The organism is Vibrio cionasavignyae, from assembly GCF_050337155.1.
GTDB classification, from domain to species: Bacteria; Pseudomonadota; Gammaproteobacteria; order Enterobacterales; family Vibrionaceae; genus Vibrio; species Vibrio nomapromontoriensis.
This window is the reverse complement of sequence record NZ_JAKJSR010000010.1, coordinates 69258-88778: the sequence shown is the minus strand read 5'-3', so window position 1 is coordinate 88778 and position 19521 is coordinate 69258. Positions and strand designations below refer to the sequence as shown.

The 19521-nt window shown below is 42.9% G+C and carries 15 protein-coding genes; 7 read left to right on the top strand and 8 right to left on the bottom strand.

Annotation, left to right across the window (positions count from 1 at the left end; translation table 11 throughout):
• Nucleotides 1–62: 62 nt before the first annotated feature.
• The 6 genes from purT to L4D74_RS03595 all read right to left on the bottom strand — a co-directional run bounded on the left by purT (nt 63) and on the right by L4D74_RS03595 (nt 7939).
• Nucleotides 63–1238: a formate-dependent phosphoribosylglycinamide formyltransferase gene (purT, locus tag L4D74_RS03620; protein ID WP_428750761.1), complete on the bottom strand. Its 1176-nt coding sequence runs from the start codon at nt 1236–1238 to the stop codon at nt 63–65.
• Nucleotides 1239–1445: 207 nt separating this feature from the next.
• The gene (gene cdd / locus L4D74_RS03615; protein WP_428750760.1) at nt 1446–2333 is read right to left on the bottom strand and encodes a cytidine deaminase; all 888 of its coding nucleotides are present in this window, start codon (nt 2331–2333) and stop codon (nt 1446–1448) included.
• A gap of 186 nt (nt 2334–2519) precedes the next feature.
• Nucleotides 2520–3203: a CidB/LrgB family autolysis modulator gene (locus tag L4D74_RS03610; protein ID WP_428750759.1), complete on the bottom strand. Its 684-nt coding sequence runs from the start codon at nt 3201–3203 to the stop codon at nt 2520–2522.
• Nucleotides 3203–3568, bottom strand: a complete 366-nt coding sequence (locus L4D74_RS03605) for a CidA/LrgA family protein (RefSeq protein WP_428750758.1) — start codon at nt 3566–3568, stop codon at nt 3203–3205. Before L4D74_RS03605 ends, L4D74_RS03610 begins: the two co-directional genes overlap by 1 nt.
• A 143-nt stretch (nt 3569–3711) precedes the next feature.
• The gene (sbcB, locus tag L4D74_RS03600) at nt 3712–5136 is read right to left on the bottom strand and encodes an exodeoxyribonuclease I (RefSeq protein ID WP_428750757.1); all 1425 of its coding nucleotides are present in this window, start codon (nt 5134–5136) and stop codon (nt 3712–3714) included.
• A gap of 382 nt (nt 5137–5518) precedes the next feature.
• A complete protein-coding gene (locus tag L4D74_RS03595) occupies nt 5519–7939 on the bottom strand; it encodes a hybrid sensor histidine kinase/response regulator (protein ID WP_428750756.1) in 2421 nt (806 codons plus the stop codon).
• Nucleotides 7940–8204: 265 nt separating this feature from the next.
• Here L4D74_RS03595 and L4D74_RS03590 point away from each other — a divergent pair, with 265 nt between their 5' ends.
• The 7 genes from L4D74_RS03590 to L4D74_RS03560 all read left to right on the top strand — a co-directional run bounded on the left by L4D74_RS03590 (nt 8205) and on the right by L4D74_RS03560 (nt 17418).
• The gene (locus tag L4D74_RS03590; protein ID WP_428750755.1) at nt 8205–9848 is read left to right on the top strand and encodes a methyl-accepting chemotaxis protein; all 1644 of its coding nucleotides are present in this window, start codon (nt 8205–8207) and stop codon (nt 9846–9848) included.
• A gap of 607 nt (nt 9849–10455) precedes the next feature.
• Complete coding sequence (locus L4D74_RS03585; RefSeq protein WP_428750754.1) at nt 10456–11196, top strand: SDR family oxidoreductase; 741 nt, start codon at nt 10456–10458, stop codon at nt 11194–11196.
• Nucleotides 11197–11209: 13 nt separating this feature from the next.
• Nucleotides 11210–12415: an acetyl-CoA C-acetyltransferase gene (locus tag L4D74_RS03580; RefSeq protein ID WP_428750753.1), complete on the top strand. Its 1206-nt coding sequence runs from the start codon at nt 11210–11212 to the stop codon at nt 12413–12415.
• Between the two features lie 85 nt (nt 12416–12500).
• Nucleotides 12501–12848, top strand: coding sequence for a phasin family protein (locus tag L4D74_RS03575; RefSeq protein WP_428750752.1), 348 nt, complete (start codon nt 12501–12503; stop codon nt 12846–12848).
• 85 nt (nt 12849–12933) lie between these two features.
• Nucleotides 12934–14760, top strand: a complete 1827-nt coding sequence (phaC, locus tag L4D74_RS03570; RefSeq protein WP_428750751.1) for a class I poly(R)-hydroxyalkanoic acid synthase — start codon at nt 12934–12936, stop codon at nt 14758–14760.
• A gap of 393 nt (nt 14761–15153) precedes the next feature.
• Nucleotides 15154–15765, top strand: a complete 612-nt coding sequence (locus L4D74_RS03565; protein ID WP_428750750.1) for an FKBP-type peptidyl-prolyl cis-trans isomerase — start codon at nt 15154–15156, stop codon at nt 15763–15765.
• Between the two features lie 351 nt (nt 15766–16116).
• A complete protein-coding gene (locus tag L4D74_RS03560; protein WP_428750749.1) occupies nt 16117–17418 on the top strand; it encodes a dicarboxylate/amino acid:cation symporter in 1302 nt (433 codons plus the stop codon).
• An 88-nt stretch (nt 17419–17506) separates the two neighbouring features.
• On the opposite strand, the gene yegS is transcribed toward L4D74_RS03560, so the two are convergent.
• Nucleotides 17507–18418 (bottom strand): lipid kinase YegS, encoded by a 912-nt coding sequence (gene yegS, locus L4D74_RS03555; protein WP_428750748.1) that lies wholly within the window; start codon nt 18416–18418, stop codon nt 17507–17509.
• Between the two features lie 200 nt (nt 18419–18618).
• On the bottom strand, nt 18619–19422 hold the full coding sequence (locus L4D74_RS03550; protein WP_428750747.1) for a Cof-type HAD-IIB family hydrolase: 804 nt from the start codon (nt 19420–19422) through the stop codon (nt 18619–18621).
• Nucleotides 19423–19521: the final 99 nt, after the last annotated feature.

Below are 19521 nucleotides of genomic sequence, written 5' to 3'. Positions count from 1 at the left end.
TTACTCGCAATATCTTCCTGATAATAATTAAAGGCTGTCGAGAGACTCGACAGCCTTTATGCTTAGTAAATAACGTTTACTTGTTTTGCGCTATCGATAGCATCGTCAATGGCAGACTCGATAGACTTACGACGCGTCAGGCTGACACCTAAGCGGCGTCGGCCATCGATGTCTGGCTTACCAAATAAGCGAACTTGTGTTTGTGGCGCAGACACGGCTTCACAGATGCCAGAGAAACGAATGTTTTCTGACGTACCTTGACCCAAGATAACCGCGGATGCGGACGGTCCGTACTGTGCAATAGCGTTAATCGGCATGCCAGTAAATGCACGGACATGAAGAGCAAACTCAGACATTTCTTGCGAAATTAGCGTAACAAGACCGGTATCGTGCGGGCGAGGGGAGACTTCGTTAAAGATGACTTTGTCACCCTTAACGAACAGTTCGACACCAAATAGACCATAGCCACCTAGTGCGTTCACCACTTGCTCTGCACTGTACTCGGCTGCTTTTCTAGCATTTTCTGACATGATTTGGGGCTGCCAAGATTCTCTATAATCGCCGTCTTCTTGGCGATGCCCAATTGGTGCACAAAAGTGGACACCATCGACAGCTCTTACAGTCAATAACGTGATTTCATAGTCGAAATCAATAAAGCCCTCAACGATGACACGCCCTGCGCCAGTACGACCGCCTTCTTGAGCATATTTCCATGCGTTATCAATATCTTCTGTCGTTTTGATAACACTTTGCCCTTTACCTGATGAACTCATGACGGGTTTCACAACGCATGGCATGCCTACAAATTCAACGGCACTAACGAAATCGTTATAGTTATCTGCAAAACGATAGGGTGAAGTATTCAAACCTAGCTCTTCAGCGGCAAGGCGACGGATCCCCTCACGATTCATTGTCAGTTTGGTTGCATTTGCTGTTGGTACGACGTTTAGGCCTTGGGTTTCGAGCTCTACAAGCTTCTCTGTTGCAATGGCTTCAATTTCTGGTACGACGTAATCAGGTTGTTCTTTGTGAATCAGTGCCTCGAGTGCATCACCGTCAAGCATGTCTAGTACGTAGCTACGGTGAGCAACCTGCATGGCTGGCGCATCAGGGTATCGGTCACATGCGATGACTTCCAAGCCTAAGCGTTGGCATTCTATGGCGACTTCTTTACCAAGCTCGCCAGAACCTAGTAATAACACACGGGTAGCACTTTCACGAGTTGCGGTACCAAACATATAAGATCCTTGCACATTCTTCAGGAAAATTTGGGTGAATCATACTGGATTTCACAAAGAAAGCAAACGTTTGCGCTGATGAATTATTTAGTTAATGTATGGTGGATTTTTTCGTAGGGAAAGAGGTGTGGCCGCGGCTAAGCCTATGGACACACCAAGATAAGTAGTGACAGAATTATTGAATGTTTATTTGACGATAAGTACGCACTAAATAGACGCGTATTCAACCTGAATATCAGGGTTAATCGCTTCCAATGTGGCTTGAGTGTCGGCAAGGTGGCTAATCTTTCCGGTAGCCAGCTCTACCAATGCCGCAGATTTGATGTTATCGAGCGATTGACCTGCCAATAACAGTTGTCCAAGTGCGACTTGCAGAGGCGGCAGGCTAGGGTTGAAAGCGGCATTCTCCGCATAAGCACCTTGAAAAGTGCGGCCATCGTTAAGCTCTATCGAAACACCGCTGAGGTTCTTGGTATATGGGGCATGACTACGATTGAGTGCGGACACTGCTTTTTCCATTAAGGAACCGACATCATTAATGGCATTGCTGTGTGTCACTGGAGTCATCAATCCTTCGGTGATCCCAAGATCTTTAGGGCCAAACGATTCTGGTAGGTATTCCTGTAATGTCTTTGCGTCACGTTCAGGCAATTGGATAACAAGATCTTGAGCGGTGGTAAGCTCGTTCATAAATTGACGACAGTGACCGCAAGGACTGAAGTTAATGGTAATGTCTTTAACGCCAGTTTCCCCTTTCATCCATGCATGACTAATTGCAGATTGCTCCGCATGAACCGTTTGACCAAGCTGAGCGCCAAGAAATTCCATGTTTGCGCCAAAGTAGAGTTTGCCTGACAAGCCTCTCACGATTGCGCCAACATAAAAGTCGGATATTGGTGCATATGAATACGCCGCAGCGAAAGGTAATAATACTACGCGTAATTCGTTATCGGTGAGCCCAGACACAGACAACAATTCATCAAACTGTGCTGGCGTTAATGTCGCGTCGAAGTTTTTATGAGTGACGATAGGTTTTAGGTATCGGCTAATAGCTTCTGGTGCTTCGGCTAACATTGAATCGAAACGATCCGTCATGCTTGTACCTCTAATTTGGCTAATGTGTTTTTATTCATTCTATGTAACTTAGCAGACAAATAGAGTGATGCTGATCACTCTATTTGATGTAACGTAGGTTAACATTTCACAATTAGAGTGATATCACACCATTTTAGGTTTGGGGTTTACGAACCGAGCAAGGAATGTCACGTAAATCCGAGGGTGTCACATTATTTGTCCTAGCCAAAGCGAAAATGCGAAAAATGAAGGCGCTAACACTGAGGTAATGACACCGCAAATGACCAACGCGAGCGAGCTGAATGCGGCATCTTTTGAATCTTTCTCTGCGCACGTGGCTGTTCCCAGTGCGTGAGAGACGGTTCCCATTGTTAACCCTTTAGCAATTGGGTGAGTCACACCGAGTAATTGATAGAGTGGGTAAGCTAAGATGGCACCAAACAGCCCAACGAGTAAGACGAGGATAGCGGCAATGGCAGGTTCCCCACCTAAATGGCTGGACACTTCCATTGCTATTGGGGTGGTGACAGATTTACCCAGCAGGCTTGCAACTAATGTCATGTCGGCGCCTAACCATACTGCGATTAATGAGGCGGTGAACATTGACCCGATACTACCAACGCTGCAGGCTAAAAGAATAATACGCCAATTGGCTCGAATTTGAGGTATTTGTTCATAGAGTGGATAAGCAAGCGCGACAACCGCCGGCTGCAAGAGGAAACTTATCCATTCGTTGTCTTGATAATAGGTGTCAAAAGGGACGTTAAAAATGACCAGTACTGGAATCAAAATGGCGATGCTAATGAGTAGTGGGTTGAACAAAGGGTTCTTCACTCTCTGGGCGATAAAGCGAGCGAAAAAAAACACAATAATGGTCGCAAAAATCCACATTATTTATTCCCCTTCTTTAGAAAACGGTCAAGGAAGACAGAGAGTCCAATGAGGACGATCATCGTGCCACCAATCGCGCTGGCCAATATAGGCAGAGCGTTGTTAATCAACGTGTCGAAGTGGTTCATTAATCCAACACTGACGGGCACAAAAAGCAAAATCATATAGCGAATAAATGCATGGGCACCAGGCTGTACGACTTTGACTGGAATAACCCCGGCCGCCATTAATAAAAACAGTAATAGCATACCAAAGACACTACCTGGGATAGATACATCGAGCAGGGTTTGAATGGTATTTCCCGCAAACAGTGCAGCAAAAATCACAGTGAATGACACTATATAATGAAGCGCAGTTTTGATCATGGCACCCTCATTTTGGTTTGGAACTAGTGAAAGGTCAGTACTAGTTATCAGTAAAGTTAGCGATTGAATGACATTCAGTCACAGATAAAGCACGTATGGATGCCTTATGAAAAGCCATCCATACGTGACGGTCGGGGTAAATTCTACGAGACTAGCTTTTCAACATAGCGGTAGACGGATTTTAATACGGTCATTTTTTGTTCATCAGATTCGTTATTGAGTACCAGATTTTCAAGATCAAGCATGTAGTTTTCAATTTTGTTTTCAAATCGCTCTCTACAATGGTTTGCCCACTTCAACTGTTCATGTTCGTCGAGTGTCCAAGGATAGTGGCGAGCACGGTATCTGAACAGTAACGGCTCAATTCTTGAGTCACTAAAAGAAATGTCTAGCGCGGCCAAATTATTTGGTTCGGTTTCTAGAATGATATCCATTGCCGCGCGGTCAGACGGTGAGAAGAAAGCACTATAGAGTTGGGTGTCTACATCGTTGTTGTTATCAAACTCACGTTCGATGTTGTATAGCCCGATAAGTTTTTCACGAATTTCAGGGTGCTGCTTAAGAAGTGCGAGATTCGTAAGGCATTGCTGACGGTCTATCCCTATCACTTCAGCGTTTTCAGCCGTAAGTGTTTTGGCTGGCGCTAAAATAGGGCACTTGTTTAAATGAATGAGCTTCAGTGGCACGGGGAGTTCATTTGGCGCTAAGTCTTCGCGCTTGGTGTAGAGTCGATCATGTAACTCTTCAACCGATAAATCCAAAATAGGTTGAGGGTCTTTCGCAAGGTCTGCAACGATGACGGCATTTTGATTGGTCGGATGCCAAGCAATAGGCACTACCCAACTGGTATATTGACATTCTCTTCCAAGCATACCCGATACATACATAAGGGGCGTCATGTTTACGATGTCGACGAGCTCATTGAGTTTGCGCTTATTCCGCATGGAATAAAAGTAATCAAACAGCTTGGGTTGCGCGTTCTTAACTTTTTTTGCCAGTTCTATCGTGGCGATGACGTCAGCCATTGCGTCATGAGCGTTACTATGTTCAATGCCATTTGCTACCGATAAATGTTCCAGTTTGAAACTGGTAAAGCCATCTTCATTTTCAGGCCATTCAATGCCTTCTGGGCGCAACGCGTGGCAGGTTCGCATTAAGTCCAATAAATCCCAACGAGAGTTGCCATTTTTCCAACTCCAAGCGTATGGGTCGATAAAGTTACGATAGCAAGTATAACGCGTTACTTCGTCATCAAATCTTATACTGTTATAGCCCAAGTTAGTGGTGTTTGGCGTCGCCAATTCATGGTGTATTTTTTTGATGAATTCAGGCTCGCTTAGCCCTTTCTCCATACACAGTTGTGGTGTGATACCGGTGATTAGCGCCGCTTCTGGGGAAGGCAAGTAATCAGAGGGTGGCTGGCAGTAGATGACAAGGGGCTCACCAATGATATTGAAATCCATATCTGTTCTAACACCAGCAAATTGACAGGGACGATCGTTAGCTGGACTAATTCCCCAAGTTTCATAATCAAAAAAGAAATAGCTGGGTTCGTGTTGCTGTGACATGGTCTTTCCTTAGTTCCTATCAGAGAGTGGCTGATGGAGGTTATTACTGAAGTACACTGATTCTACTTGAAGTGATGGTAAGTTATTCGGTATCGCCCTTAAGCAAGCGAAGATGCAGGTTTAAAGGGAATGGCACAACCATCAGCAATATCAAGTGGTTTGGTACAGAGATAACATCTATTAGACCACTGAGCTAAGTTCATGGCAAACGAGATCACGGTTTAATCCAGCTCAGATGAGTGATGGAATGCGGAAAGTCTTGATCTTGTATGAATATCGCTCGGTTTCTGTTGCTTAGGCTGTGATTCGAGGTTCCGGTGTCCGACAAGTTTTACGTAACGACAGGTAATGGTTTACTTATACGGACACCTTGGAGCGTGTGTTATTGCACTCGGATATTTACTTGTTTATCTAGTTTCTCAAGCAATACATCTCGTTTAAATGGTTTAGGGAGGTAATCATCCATACCACAATCAAAACACTTTTGTATATCGTCATCTAGAACGGAAGCGGTGAGGGCGATGATGTGCTTACGAGCTAAATTTTTAGAAGATTCGTATTGGCGAATGGCAACCGTGGCGTCAAAACCGTCCATAATGGGCATCATGCAATCCATTAGAATAAGCCCAATACGTTCATGTTGCTGTTGATAAATTGTACTGGCCTCTTGTCCATTGTTTGCGATGACAAACTCGATACCAAGCTTTTTCAAATTGATGGTCACTATTTGCTGATTCACCTTGTTGTCTTCAACAATTAGGATCTTGGAGTTTGATAATGGTAGGGATTCGATGGTTGCCTGAGGCACTTGGGCTGGCTCTTGTTCAAATGCTGATTTTATGGTGTGACTCAGTCTCATGCCAAATACTGGCGAGGTGATAAATGCAGCAACATCGAGTTCATCATGAGCGTTGGTTAGCTGGTTATCTCTTAGAAAAACGATAGGGTGGGACTTTAACTGTGCTGCGTGTTGACGGTAGACCTTAATATCATCAAGGATGACGACCCGTCGTGGGGTGGCGCTTTCTGACACTAAAGCGTTAGGTGCAACGACGGTAGACTGGAAACCAAATCGACGCAGCTCTTCAACAAACAGCGAGTTCGCGTGATGGGTAATGTACAGTACGGATATGTGTGATTGCTGGGTAAGTTGCTGGTCGTCTCGCTCAAACTGTAATGAAAAAGAAAATTCACTGCCTTGCCCTTTGGTTGAGCTCAATTGAATGTTTCCGCCCATCATGGTGATCATTTTTGATGAAATTGCTAAGCCAAGTCCGGTTCCGCCGTATTGTTGAGAGGTTGATGAATCCTCCTGTCTAAACTCCTCAAAGATATGTGTTTGTTTCTTTGGGTCAATACCAACGCCAGTATCTCGAACTGCAAGATGGATCGTCACGGTAGAACTCTGTTGTTCCATCATTCTAGCGGTAAAAGTGATAGTGCCCGTTTCCGTAAACTTGATCGCATTTGAAGCGAGGTTCATAAGCACTTGTCTTACTTTTTGTTCGTCTGCTTTTATATAGTTGGGTAATTGGGGGTCAATATCGATAGCAATCTCTATGGATTTTTGTTGCGCTTTAGGCACGATGAGTGCAGCCGTATCGAACAACACTTCTTTAATTGCACAGGTATGGGGGCAGATCTCGAGATGCCCGGATTCAATCTTAGAAAGATCCAAAATGTCATTGATAAGCATGAGTAAAGTTTGCGACGAAGAACTGATCGTTGAGAGGTAGTCTTTTTGAATGGCGTTAAGCTTTGAATCTGTGAGGATTTCGGTCATCCCCAAAATGCCATTCAGCGGGGTTCTGATTTCATGAGACATATTTGCTAAGAAAGCGCTTTTAGCACGATTAGCTTGCCTTTCGTGTTCTCTTGCGTCTATCAATTGCTTTTCTAGTAATGATGTTTGGCGAATGACGTAGAGCAACGTGAGAATGATGGCCGCAATCAAAGCGATCGTGGTCAAGGTTCGGTAGTTTTCGTAAGTCGCCATTTTATTGGTAATTTGGTTAGGTAAAATGTCAAATAGCGTATTGAGTTTGGCTTCAAGCTGATGAACCGTGGTGCGTAAGTCACCGTGGCGTCCGTCGTTGTGGGTGTAACCAAAATCTTCATACGCTGATTGCAGCGTATAAAAAGCTAATTTGAATTTAGCAAAGGCATTAAATAATTCGAAAGAATGTTGCTGAGCAGCAATTTCGCTTTCCATCTGATTCAAAGTACGATCGATGCGTGGTAAAACCTCAACGTCAAAATTGGAAAAAAACTGATACATCAAGTCTTGCGTCGTTAAGGCAATATGATCTAATAAGGGGTCATTGCTCTTAATAAGCTCATGCCCCAAGCTAAGTGAGCTATCCCTTAGGTTATCGATGAGTCCGTTTTGGTGGTCACTACCATGAATAACGACAACAAGGTCAGCGAGCGACAGAAAGGATTGAACGTAATTGTCTATGTAATTAAGGGCATGCTGGTTAGAGTAATCGGTGTCTATACCAGAGCGTTGAATTTGCTTATTAACTTTGCTTAATTGCTCCGTTAACGTTACGTAGCTGTCTTGCATCTTTTCAATGTACTGACTATCCACCCGAGCGATAAAGTCTTTCTCATGCCGCCTCATCAACAACATGCCATTAGACGCAGTCAAAATATCACTCTTAAGTGACATCAACTGATTCTTTGAACGCTCAACACTATATTCCGTATAAAAAAATAGCGCCAAAAAGCCCAATATTGTTGCGGCACCCACCACCAACGTTTTTCGAATATTACGTGCATGAAACGGTTCAGCTTGAGGCATGGTTCCAAGTCCTTTAAGTCGTACCACGAGTGTCATTTATTGTCGTGAATATAGAGAGTAACAAAAATGTCACATTTAGACAAAAGGGACCTTTTTAAGGGTGAAATATAGTGGTCATTTTATAGAATAATGCGATTTGCGTAGGAAAAAGTGTCATTAAAACAAGGATATTGAGATATCTGTCGATAAAGCCATCTTTAAGGTTAAGACCAAAAGAAGTCTGTCGATACAGTACATGAAACAGTAAACCTTTTTGGAGAGTGACATGATGTGGTTTAACAATTTAAGCCTCAAAATCAAGGTAATGGTACCGGTAATTTTGATGGCGACGATATTCGGTGGATTGGTAGTTTACAATGCGTCGTTGTTTAGCAAGCAGGCTGCTATTAATGATCAGTTAAATAATGAAATTCAGCCGGTAATGAACGCTTTAGAAGATGCCTATCGCGATTTTTACCAAGTATCAACGGCCGGATATGCGTTTATAATTGCAACAGACAACAAAGAAGAAGTAGAGAAGCAGCGCTTTGAATTTGAAGATAACGCTTACAATGCCGTGCCACGAGTGAGCCGGGTTCAGGAACTGATTGACGCAGGTGTACTAGACCGACGTTTTTCTCCTTACTTAAAACAGCTATTGGCTGATACGAAGGTATTTGTGAGTGAATACGAAGCGTTGTTTGCCTCTCCTAGTGATGCTTATCAGCGTTTTAATGACAGAGAAAAGTCGATAACTGGACTATTTGTCGATATAAGAAGCAACTTAAAGGTGATTTTGGACGAGATTGAGCGTCTACAAGACCAAGCGCGAATAGACAGTGAACAAGCGGTAACAGAAGCTGAACTAGCAATAGAAGTGGGTACCGTCGTTGCGATATTTATTGCTCTCGTTGTTGCGGTTTTTGTATCGAAGCTCATCGTTGCACCAGTTATCGTGCTCGAAAAATCAATGGCCGAAATTGCCTCTGGTGATGGTGATTTAACACAGCGCGTAAAGGTCGAATCGACCGATGAAATTGGCCATTTAGCGGGATCGTTTAATCAATTTGTCGATCGCATCCAAACAACCGTCTCTGAAGTTGTTGAGTCCACATCTGAGGTAAGAGAGCACACGAACGTGTTGATTAACTTGGCCAGCCAGATTACGCGAGCTTCACAGTCGCAACAGCAAGAAAGTGAAATGGTAGCCACTGCAATTAATGAAATGCGTGCCACGAGCGACAATGTGAGTCAAAATGCACACGAGGCAGCACAAGCGACTGATCGTAGCGCAGACGAAGCAAGGCATGCGAATGAAGGCATCGGGTTGACGGTATCTTCCATTGAAGGCTTAGCTCAAGAGTTAATTACGTCCGAAGAAAGCGTTCACCGGTTAACGAGTGATGTCACCAATATAGCGTCTGTGCTGGATGTTATTCGAGGGATTGCTGAACAAACTAATTTATTGGCATTGAATGCGGCTATAGAGGCAGCGAGAGCAGGTGAGCAAGGGCGAGGCTTTGCCGTTGTTGCTGATGAAGTTCGTTCTCTCGCCAGTAAGACCCAAGAAAGTACAGGTGACATTCAAACAATGATTGAGCGCTTGCAGCAAGGCGCATCGGTAATGGTGCAAGCAATGGAATCTAGCCGCTCAACGAGTAATGAAACGATCAGTCTTGTTCAGACGGCTTCGACCTCTTTAGCGGAAATTACCAGTTCAATTACAATCATTAATGAAATGAATGCACATATTGCGACTGCTGCAACTGAACAAACCGCAGTCAGTGAAGAGTTAAATGGTAGCATTCAAAAAATAGCCTCCGATAGCCACAAAATGTCAGATATCATTAAGCAAGCGGAGCATGCATGCATCACTTTGGAATCACGGTGTGAAAACTTAGATAGAGCTGTGGGTCAATTTAAAGTTTGATCAGTTGTTAGGTCCATAACCGAATGATGAGTGTTTAAAACAGAGTCGCATACCCCCTACGGGTTATGTGACTTTGATCGTATTTATCAGTGTTGTATTTCTTTCCAGCCAGTCTCACCAAAACAGTGCAACCAAATGAGCAAATGTAACAGGTTGCATCCTTTCGTGACGCCAATAATATGGCACATAGTAATCCTTATATTATTCACACGCTTATATTGTTAGAACTAATAGGTGTAATAATTGATATGTTCATTATGAGTGCAGTTATTTAGCTTATGTCTTTTAACAAGCAAGAAACACACCGCTAACATCTATTTGAATTTCTATATTTATCAGTATCTTATGGTTTCTATTTTTTCTCTGGCAAATTGAAAATATGTGAGTTGTCAATTTCACGCTGATGTGTGATGACTCGCTACTAATTGTCTATCTTTTGAATTTAATTGCTGTATCTATATTAAGTTTTTATTAACATCGATTTGTTTAGAAAAGTTGTAACATTTGCAAGGTAAATTAAATAATAAAGATAAACATCATTCTAAATATAGAGTGGAACAGGTTTTTAGATTGGTTAATAGTTAGTTGTTAGGAATGGAGTCAAGGAATGAAAAAACTTGCGTTAATTACGGGGTCAAAGGGTGGTATAGGTTCAGCAATATCATCTCGCCTTGTGGAAAACGATTATCGATTGATCGCGACTTATTATACAGGTAAGTATGAGTGTGCGAAAGAATGGTTTGAATCAAAGGGTTTTACTGATGAACAAGTTCGTTTATTTGAGCTTGATGTGACCAATACGAACGAGTGCCAAAGAAAGCTTGAAGAAATTCAAGAAGAAGAAGGCACTTTTGATTTAGTTGTTAATAATGCCGGTATTACTCGAGATGGACAGTTTAAAAAAATGTCTGCAGAAGCATGGTTCGAGGTTATTAATACCAACTTAAATAGTGTCTTTAATGTAACGCAACCCTTATTTGCGGCGATGTGCGAAAAGGGAGGGGGACGCGTAATTAATATTTCCTCAGTAAACGGTCAAAAAGGGCAGTTTGGGCAAGCTAACTATTCGGCCGCGAAAGCAGGCATGATTGGTTTTACCAAGGCATTAGCCGCAGAAGGTGCTCGCTCAGGAGTAACCGTCAACGTTATTGCGCCTGGTTATACCGGAACACCGATGGTGGAAGCGATGCGTGAAGATGTGCTTGATTCGATCAAGAGCACAATTCCTCTTAAGCGATTAGCTAAACCTGAAGAAATAGCGGCGGCCGTCGCCTTTTTAGCTAGCGACGACGCAGCGTATATTACGGGTGAAACGCTATCCGTCAATGGCGGCTTATACATGGCTTAAGGGAGAGTAGGCAATGAAAAAAGTATATATCATCGCTGCGAAGCGAACCCCGATTGGTAGTTTTGGTGGCAGTTTGAAAAATTGCTCAGCGGGTCAGTTAGCGGCGCAGGCCATAAAGGGTGCACTCGCTTCTTGTGCTGTTAATGAAGCTGACATCGATGAGGTTATTGTTGGTAATGTTATTAGTGCAAACCAAGGAATGGGCGTTGGGCGACAGGCTGCGCTCTACGCGAATATTCCAGAGCAAGTTCCTGCGTATTCGTTGAATATGGTTTGTGGCAGTGGCATGAAGTCAATCATGGACTCAGTCTCCCATATCAGGGCGAGTGAAGCTGATGTCGTGGTTGCTGCTGGTGTTGAGGTAATGTCGCAGATTCCATTTACCCTACCATCCAATGTACGCTCTGGGCATAAAATGGGCGATATGTCAGCGAAAGACTTACTGGTATCTGACGGATTAACGGATGTATTCAATGGTTACCACATGGGGGTAACGGCAGAAAACGTCGCTCGTGAAATCAATATTTCGCGTGAGGATCAAGATGCGTATGCGTTAGAAAGCCAAATGAAGGCTGTTGCCGCGATAGAAGCTGGGCGCTTCAATGATGAAATTGTTCCAGTTGACATTAAAATTAGGCGCCAACCCGCCCAGTTTACAACAGATGAGTATCCAAAATCTGATGCAACGTTGGCAGGCTTAACTAAGTTAAGGCCTGCATTTGACAAGGAAGGGACGGTAACGGCTGGGAATGCATCTGGTATTAATGATGGAGCAAGTGCTGTCGTGATTGCTTCTGAAGATGCCGTTAAGCGATTAGGTTTAACCCCGCTTTGTGAAATTGTGTCAACGGCACAAACTGGCTTAAGCCCTAAAATTATGGGGTTAGGACCCGTCGAAGCGGTTAAGCAGGCTTTAAATAAAGCCGAACTTTCGCTATCTGATGTGGATACATTTGAGTTTAACGAAGCGTTTGCAGCACAAGCTCTAGGTGTTATTAGAAGCCTGGCAGAGGAGTGCTCAGTGCCGTCTGAGTCGATTATAGAAAAATCCAACCCTAATGGTGGTGCAATTGCACTTGGACATCCATTGGGTGCATCGGGAAATCGAATTGTTGTGACGTTAATTCATGAAATGATGCGCGAAAATCATACTTATGGTGCAGCGACATTATGTGTGGGTGGTGGAATGGGTACGGCACTTATTCTAAAACTCTGTTAATCAATTTATATATTTCCAATATATCTTGTAATGCAGCTATAAATTATTAATTAAATACTGAACTGTTATTTTTAGGAGAGCGACTATGTACACAGATATTTTTAAAGTAATTAACGAGCAATCAGAAAAAACACTCGAACCTTATGCAAAATTCAGCAAGTTAATGACAAAAAATGTTGAAACATTGACCGAGTTACAACTAAATGCTATGCGAACGTATAGTGAATTAGGTCTTTCCCAGATGAAAGCTGTAGCGGAAGTGAAAGACATTTCTTCTTTGACAGTTTTTAATACGCAGCAAGTTACGTCACTAACTCGTTTATCACAACAAATGATGGATGATAGCAATAAGCTTCAACAGGTTGCTAAAGAGTTTAAAGATGATATTGAAACATTGACGACCGAGACAATTAAAACTAATACGCCAGCTTAATTAGGCCATATAAGTATATGTTAGGGGTTTCGGGGTACATCGTATCTCGTGCCCCTTTTTTATTTTTTAGAAAAGGGTTTGAATTATGTTTCAAAACTTCTTTTCGGACTACCTTGTAACATTGCAGGAAAGTAACCAGCGATGGTGGAAAGATTTCGAGCAGGGCAAGGCAGCCGTTAATAATCCGCTTTCAAAAGCGATGCAAGAACTCAATATAGAGGATACTGCAGAATTCATGGATAAAGCATCTAAGCAGCCAGCAGCGATGCTTGATGTTCAGATGAAATGGTGGATGCAACAGTTAGAAATTTGGCAGCGCGCTGCCCTTCAAAATGATAAAACAGACGTGATATCTGTCGAGAAAGGTGACCGTCGCTTTGAAGATGCGGCATGGAAAGATGAAGCGTTTTACAGCGTTATCAAACAGTCTTACGTACTGTTTAGTCAAACCTACCTCGACACCATAAATGCGGTTGAAGGTGTTGATGAAAAAGCGAAAGAAAGGTTAGCTTTTTTCTCTCGACAAACCTTGAACGCCTTGTCGCCAAGCAACTTTATCGCAACTAATCCTGAGTTACTTCAATTAACGTTGGAGCAAAAAGGGGAAAATTTGCTTTCCGGTATGCAGCAGCTTCAAGAAGATATGGAGGCCAGTGCCGACGTGCTTAAAATCAGAATGACCAATACTAAGTCGTTTGATATTGGCAAGCACGTAGCCAACACAAAGGGGGATGTCGTATTTAAGAATGATCTCTTTGAGTTGATTCAATATCGACCGTTGACAGAATCCGTCAATTCGACACCGCTACTCATTGTTCCGCCTTTTATCAATAAGTATTACATACTAGATCTTCGAGAAAAGAACTCGATGGTTAAGTGGCTTTTAGAGCAAGGCCATCCGGTTTTCATGATGTCATGGCGTAACCCTGGAGCGGAACAAGCAACAATAGAATTTGGTGATTATGTCACTGAAGGTGTTGTTAAAGCCGTGTCAGCAATTGAGGCAATCACAGGGCAAGAACAAGTGAATGCTGCGGGTTATTGCATTGGCGGAACCGTGCTTGCTTCAACGGTCGCTTACTATGCTGCGAAACGCATGAAAAAACGTATAGCGTCGGCGTCATTTTTTACTACGCTTTTGGATTTCGAACAACCTGGCGAGGTTGGAGCTTACATTAATGACACTATCGTTAGCGCTATTGAGTCGCAGAATAATGAGCAGGGTTATATGGATGGTCGTTCTTTAAGTGTGACGTTTAGCTTGTTGCGAGAGAACAGTTTGTATTGGAACTACTATATAGACAACTATCTAAAGGGAAACAGTCCGGTTGATTTTGATTTACTGTATTGGAACAGCGATAGTACCAATGTAGCGGCAACAACACACAATTTCTTACTTCGGAAGTTATATTTGGAAAACCAGTTAGTCCAAAATAAGGGCGTGAAAGTAGGAGGCGTGTGGATCGATTTGAATAAAATTCGTATCCCTAGTTATTTTGTTTCTACTAAAGAGGATCATATTGCTTTGTGGCAAGGTACCTATCGAGGTGCATTGCAGGTTGGTGGAAACAAGACATTTGTATTGGGAGAATCTGGTCATATTGCTGGCATTGTCAACCATCCTGCAAAGGAGAAATATGGTTATTGGACTAACTCCACACTGGAAGAGTCAGCTGATGATTGGATGAACAACGCAGAGCATCAAAAAGGGTCTTGGTGGATTCATTGGGATAAGTGGTTGAGTCAATTTAATGCTGATGAGAAGGTTGCTCCCTATTCTGTGGGCAATGAAGCGTTTCCGGTACTGTGCGATGCGCCGGGTCAGTATGTGTTGCAAACGTTACCCATTGAGAACCCATCGGCAGGTTCCAATGCCGATCACTCAAAGGCTGAAGTTTTAGAAAGTACATAAATCGGCAGTTGAATTGGTCATTGGTATAGTTCACCTTATCAAATGAAAGCAATTCAAAACATGCAGTACAGATAAAGTGAGTGTGGAGGCCTAAATCATGGTTTCTACACTGCTTACTGCTTACTGCTTACTGCTTACTGCTTACGTACGTATTTCCTCACAAAGTGAAATGAACGCATTTAAAAACTCCTTTAGACTTTAGACTTTAGACTTTAGACCTTAGACCTTAGACCTGAGTTTAGTGCTTATCACTTTTCCTATTTATCGATTCGTCTATCTGTCAGTAACGAGCTAGGCGCAATACGTAACGCCTTAGCGTGTATCCGTAAAATACTTTAAACTCTTTAATAAACGCATAAAATACTAAGTGTATTTTCAAGTATTGAGGTTGTCATGGATATCGAAACGTTAGAACAAAAAGTCAGCTATATTCTTGGGCGAGAAGTGGCCACGGAGTTAGCAAAAAAGTCGTTTCCTAAAATGAACATCAAAATTATCCAAGAAGCCATTATGGATACGTTCTTGCAAAAAGAATGGCCTTTTGATCCCCAGAACGCGGAGTCATTGAAAGCCGAACTTGAAGAGCAAAGAAAACAGGCAGAAACCACGTTAGAGCAGCAAAAGGCCAATTATGAACGTGAGTTCTTCACCAAGAATGGCCAACGTGACACGGTATTGAGCCACAGTTCCGGGATTCAGTATGAAATTCTAAACGAAGGAAATCATACTGCAGACGTGACTCCACAGAGTACCTTATGCGTACGTCATAAAACTTGGCTATTGAATGGGCAGTTAGTTGATGGATCTGCGCATTTACCTCAACCGATGACTGTTCAGCTACATCAAGTACCGCTTGCATGGATGGTGGCGTTGAAAGAAATGAATGTTGGTGCGACGTGGCGACTGTATGTACCTAGTCATCTAGCTTACAAAGAGAACACCCATCAAACCGTTCCTGCTGATACTGCGGTCATTTTTGATTTGCACGTAGAACAAGTGATGTAATAGATTTTAGTAGAGATATATAACCCAAAAAACCAGTGCTCAGCACTGGTTTTTTGGTTTTTGTCTTCCTGTAATATTATAAAAACAGGATGATATTATTTTTTCTAATGTCATCGTTAAAAGATAGTAATATATCAAATATAAGCATATGTAAAATTTTACGCTGAATTTTTATTGTTATGCGACCATTTGTGTTAATGGTTTGTTGGTGTGCGGTCATTTTAGTGTGAGGTTGGTCACGATGCGGATTAGCGAAACAAATTTCTCATTCTAATTTGGCGCGTCTTGCTGCTAATCTGCAGGCGCTTTTGATGACGCCATCACTAAGCACTATAAAAATAAGGAGTAATTATGACTAATGCAAAGAAACCAATGTCACTCACGACACGAGTGATCATCGGTATGGTTGCTGGTATTTTAACGGGTTTCGCAATTCGAGCCCTATTTGCTGAAAATGGATTTGTCGACGCATACATTGTAAATGGTCTTTTTGAAGTCGGCGGGCAGATTTTTATTGCCAGCCTTAAAATGCTTGTTGTGCCACTGGTCTTTGTTTCTCTTGTTTGTGGTACTAGTTCACTGAAAGATGTGACGACACTCGGTCGATTAGGCGGTAAAACGGTTTTGTTTTACGTTGCGACAACCGCAATTGCCATTACATTAGCTCTGACCATGGGAACGTTGTTCCAGCCAGGACAAGGGGCCGACTTAACCGCGGCTAGTACTTTTGCTTCTGCAGAGGCTCCGTCCCTAGGTCAGGTGATTATTGACATGTTCCCAACGAACCCGATCAGCGCGATGGCAGAAGGCAAAACGCTTCAAGTTATTGTCTTTGCGGTTTTGTTTGGTATTGCTATCAGTGCAGCGGGTGAACCTGGCGAGCGTATTGCAGCCATGTTTAGAGATCTGAACGATGTGATAATGAAGCTTGTTGCTTTACTAATGAACATCGCACCATTCGGTGTCTTCTTCCTTATGGCTAAGTTGTTTACTGGTTTGGGAATCAGTGCCATTTTTAATTTGGCCGAATATTTCCTAGTTTTGACGGCAACGTTATTGCTGCACGGTCTAGTTACTTATAGCGTACTATTAAAGTCATTCACGGGCCTTAGTCCGTTGACATTTATGAAGAAGATGGAAGATGCGATTATGTTTGCATTTTCTACAGCATCATCAAACGCGACGATTCCAGTTACAATGGAAACGGCGCAAAACCGTTTAGGGGTAGACAATAGAGTCTCATCGTTCACCATTCCTCTAGGGGCAACCATCAACATGGATGGTACCGCGATCATGCAAGGTGTGGCGACGGCATTCATTGCTCAAGCGTTTAACATAGACCTGACAATGGGAGATTATCTAACGGTCATCCTAACGGCGACAATTGCGTCAATTGGTACGGCTGGTGTTCCTGGTGTAGGTTTGATTATGCTAGCAATGGTTCTTAACCAAGTAGGCTTACCTCTTGAAGGTATTGCGTTGATTATGGGTGTTGACCGCCTGCTTGATATGATTCGTACCGCGGTTAATATTACGGGTGATAGCGCAGTAACGTGTATTGTAGCTAAATCTGAGGGCTCGTTAGATATCAATAAATTTAATGACCCTGCCGCAGGACAAAAAGAAGAAACGGTTGAGTTAGCACGAACGTAACGTGAGTAAGCCATAATTGTTATTCATGATAACGAACGGCTAAAGCGTGAATTGAAAACCAGCGGATAATATTCGCTGGTTTTTTTGTTTAAAGTAGACGATTTTTAAATAAAAGTGGGCAGCTCGTTGGTAATACCAACATTACTGCCAGTGGCAAAATGCTAAAGGTGATAGTGGTGTCAGCCAGTGGTTCACCATCTAAGTTCGTCGGCATGATATTGTCGGAAACCCATTCAATGGTTTTAACTTGGTTACGTTTTACAAATTGACCGGTAAAGTCGTCTTCTTGTATCAACTCATCGAGAACGGTTGGAATATCGGAAGGCGTGAATTCTTCTAAAGACACAACATCTAAATAACCATCATCAATATATGCCATAGGGGCAAGAGCTTGACCACCTCCGGCCATGCGACCATTGCAAACCGCCCCTATGACAATATGGCTATCAATGACATGCCCATCATATTTTACTGTACCTTGAAAGGGTTGAAAGTTAATCGCTTGGACAAGTCCGGCTAGCGTGTAGGCACCGCCACCGAGGAAGTTTTTCAAAGCAATAGGCGTGTTCGCGGTCACTTGTGCACCAAAACCAGCGGTCGCGATATTAATAAAATGTCGTTGGTTCGCTTGTGCGGCGTCTACAGGGAATGCTTGTCCTGTTAGAGCAAGTTTTAGTGCGTCATAAGGCGAGTTGGTTGGAATAGTACAAGCGCTTGCAAAGTCATTGGCGGTTCCCAAGGGTAAAATCGCTAATTCTACGTTAGCGTCCTTGTTTCTGAGCAGAGAGTCGACAACTTCATTAACAGTGCCGTCGCCACCGCCTGCGATAAGACGTTGAACACCTTGTTTGCAAGCTTCTGTCACTAAACGGTCCATGTCGCCTGATTCCCATGTAACCCGTACTTCAATGTCATAACCTTCAGTACGAAGTTGGTTCACAGCTTGTCTAATATCATCTTGGGCGGCTTTTTTGCCATTAAGAAGTAGGCGTGTCGTCATGGTGGCTCCATCGTATCGGTTGATTACGGTCTATTTTAAGCACGATTACTGCGATTAACTGTTAGCGTTACAAGTGAATTCTGTTTGGCCTAATCTGTTTGCTCAGGTGCTTTAGTCTGGGTTTAGGGCTGATGGCAGCGCTGTACTGACTAATAGGTTTAATCATTACAGCGCTAATGTTGTTACTAGAATAACTGTTACTATAGTACAAACGTTTCAATGGCTTTAGCGACACCATCTTCGTCGTTACTATCTGTGATGTAATCGGCTAAGGCTTTGGTTGCATCCATAGCGTTTGCCATTGCAACCCCTTTTCCAGCAAACTGAATCATGTGGTGGTCGTTTTCTGCGTCACCAAAACACATCACTTGGTCTGGGGAAATACCGAGCTGTTTAGCGACTACACTGACGCCTTCTCCTTTATTGCTTAAAGGATTAAGAAACTCTAAGAAGAATGGGGCACTTTGTACAATAGTATAAGTATCTTTAAACGAACTCGGAATATGCGTAATGCCTGCTGTTAACTGACTTGGTTCGCCCACAATCATGGCTTTAATGATGCTATGGTCGTCTTCCAGTTTGTCGAAATCATATACGGTAATATCGAGTTTATTTATCTCGGCTTCATGATCGGTGTAGGGGTTAGCCTCAGTGGTGATAAGGCCCAACTCTTGACTAAATGCGTGGCAATATAAACCAAGTTGTTTAGCGAGAGCGGCGATTTCTTTTGCGCTGCGGCCATCTATGATTTTTTGGTGAAGAACTTCACCGCTTTGCGTTTTTTGAACAAACGCACCATTGAAGTGAATAATATAGTCGTCTGGTGAATTTAGCCCCAGCTCCTTGACTGAATCGAGCATGCCATTGATTGGGCGCCCGGAGGCGAGAACGACGGTTACGCCTTTTTCTTTAGCCGCTTGAATAGCGCGCTTAGTGCGCTCGGTAATCTTTTTTTCAGACGTGAGAAGTGTGCCATCCATATCAATGGCGATGAGTTTATACACAGTAACTTACCTTAAATTAAAACAATGCCGCTAGAATAAAAAAACTCTTAGAGAACTACCAGACATTTAGGTGGTGACTTTGTGTTGAATTTCTAATAC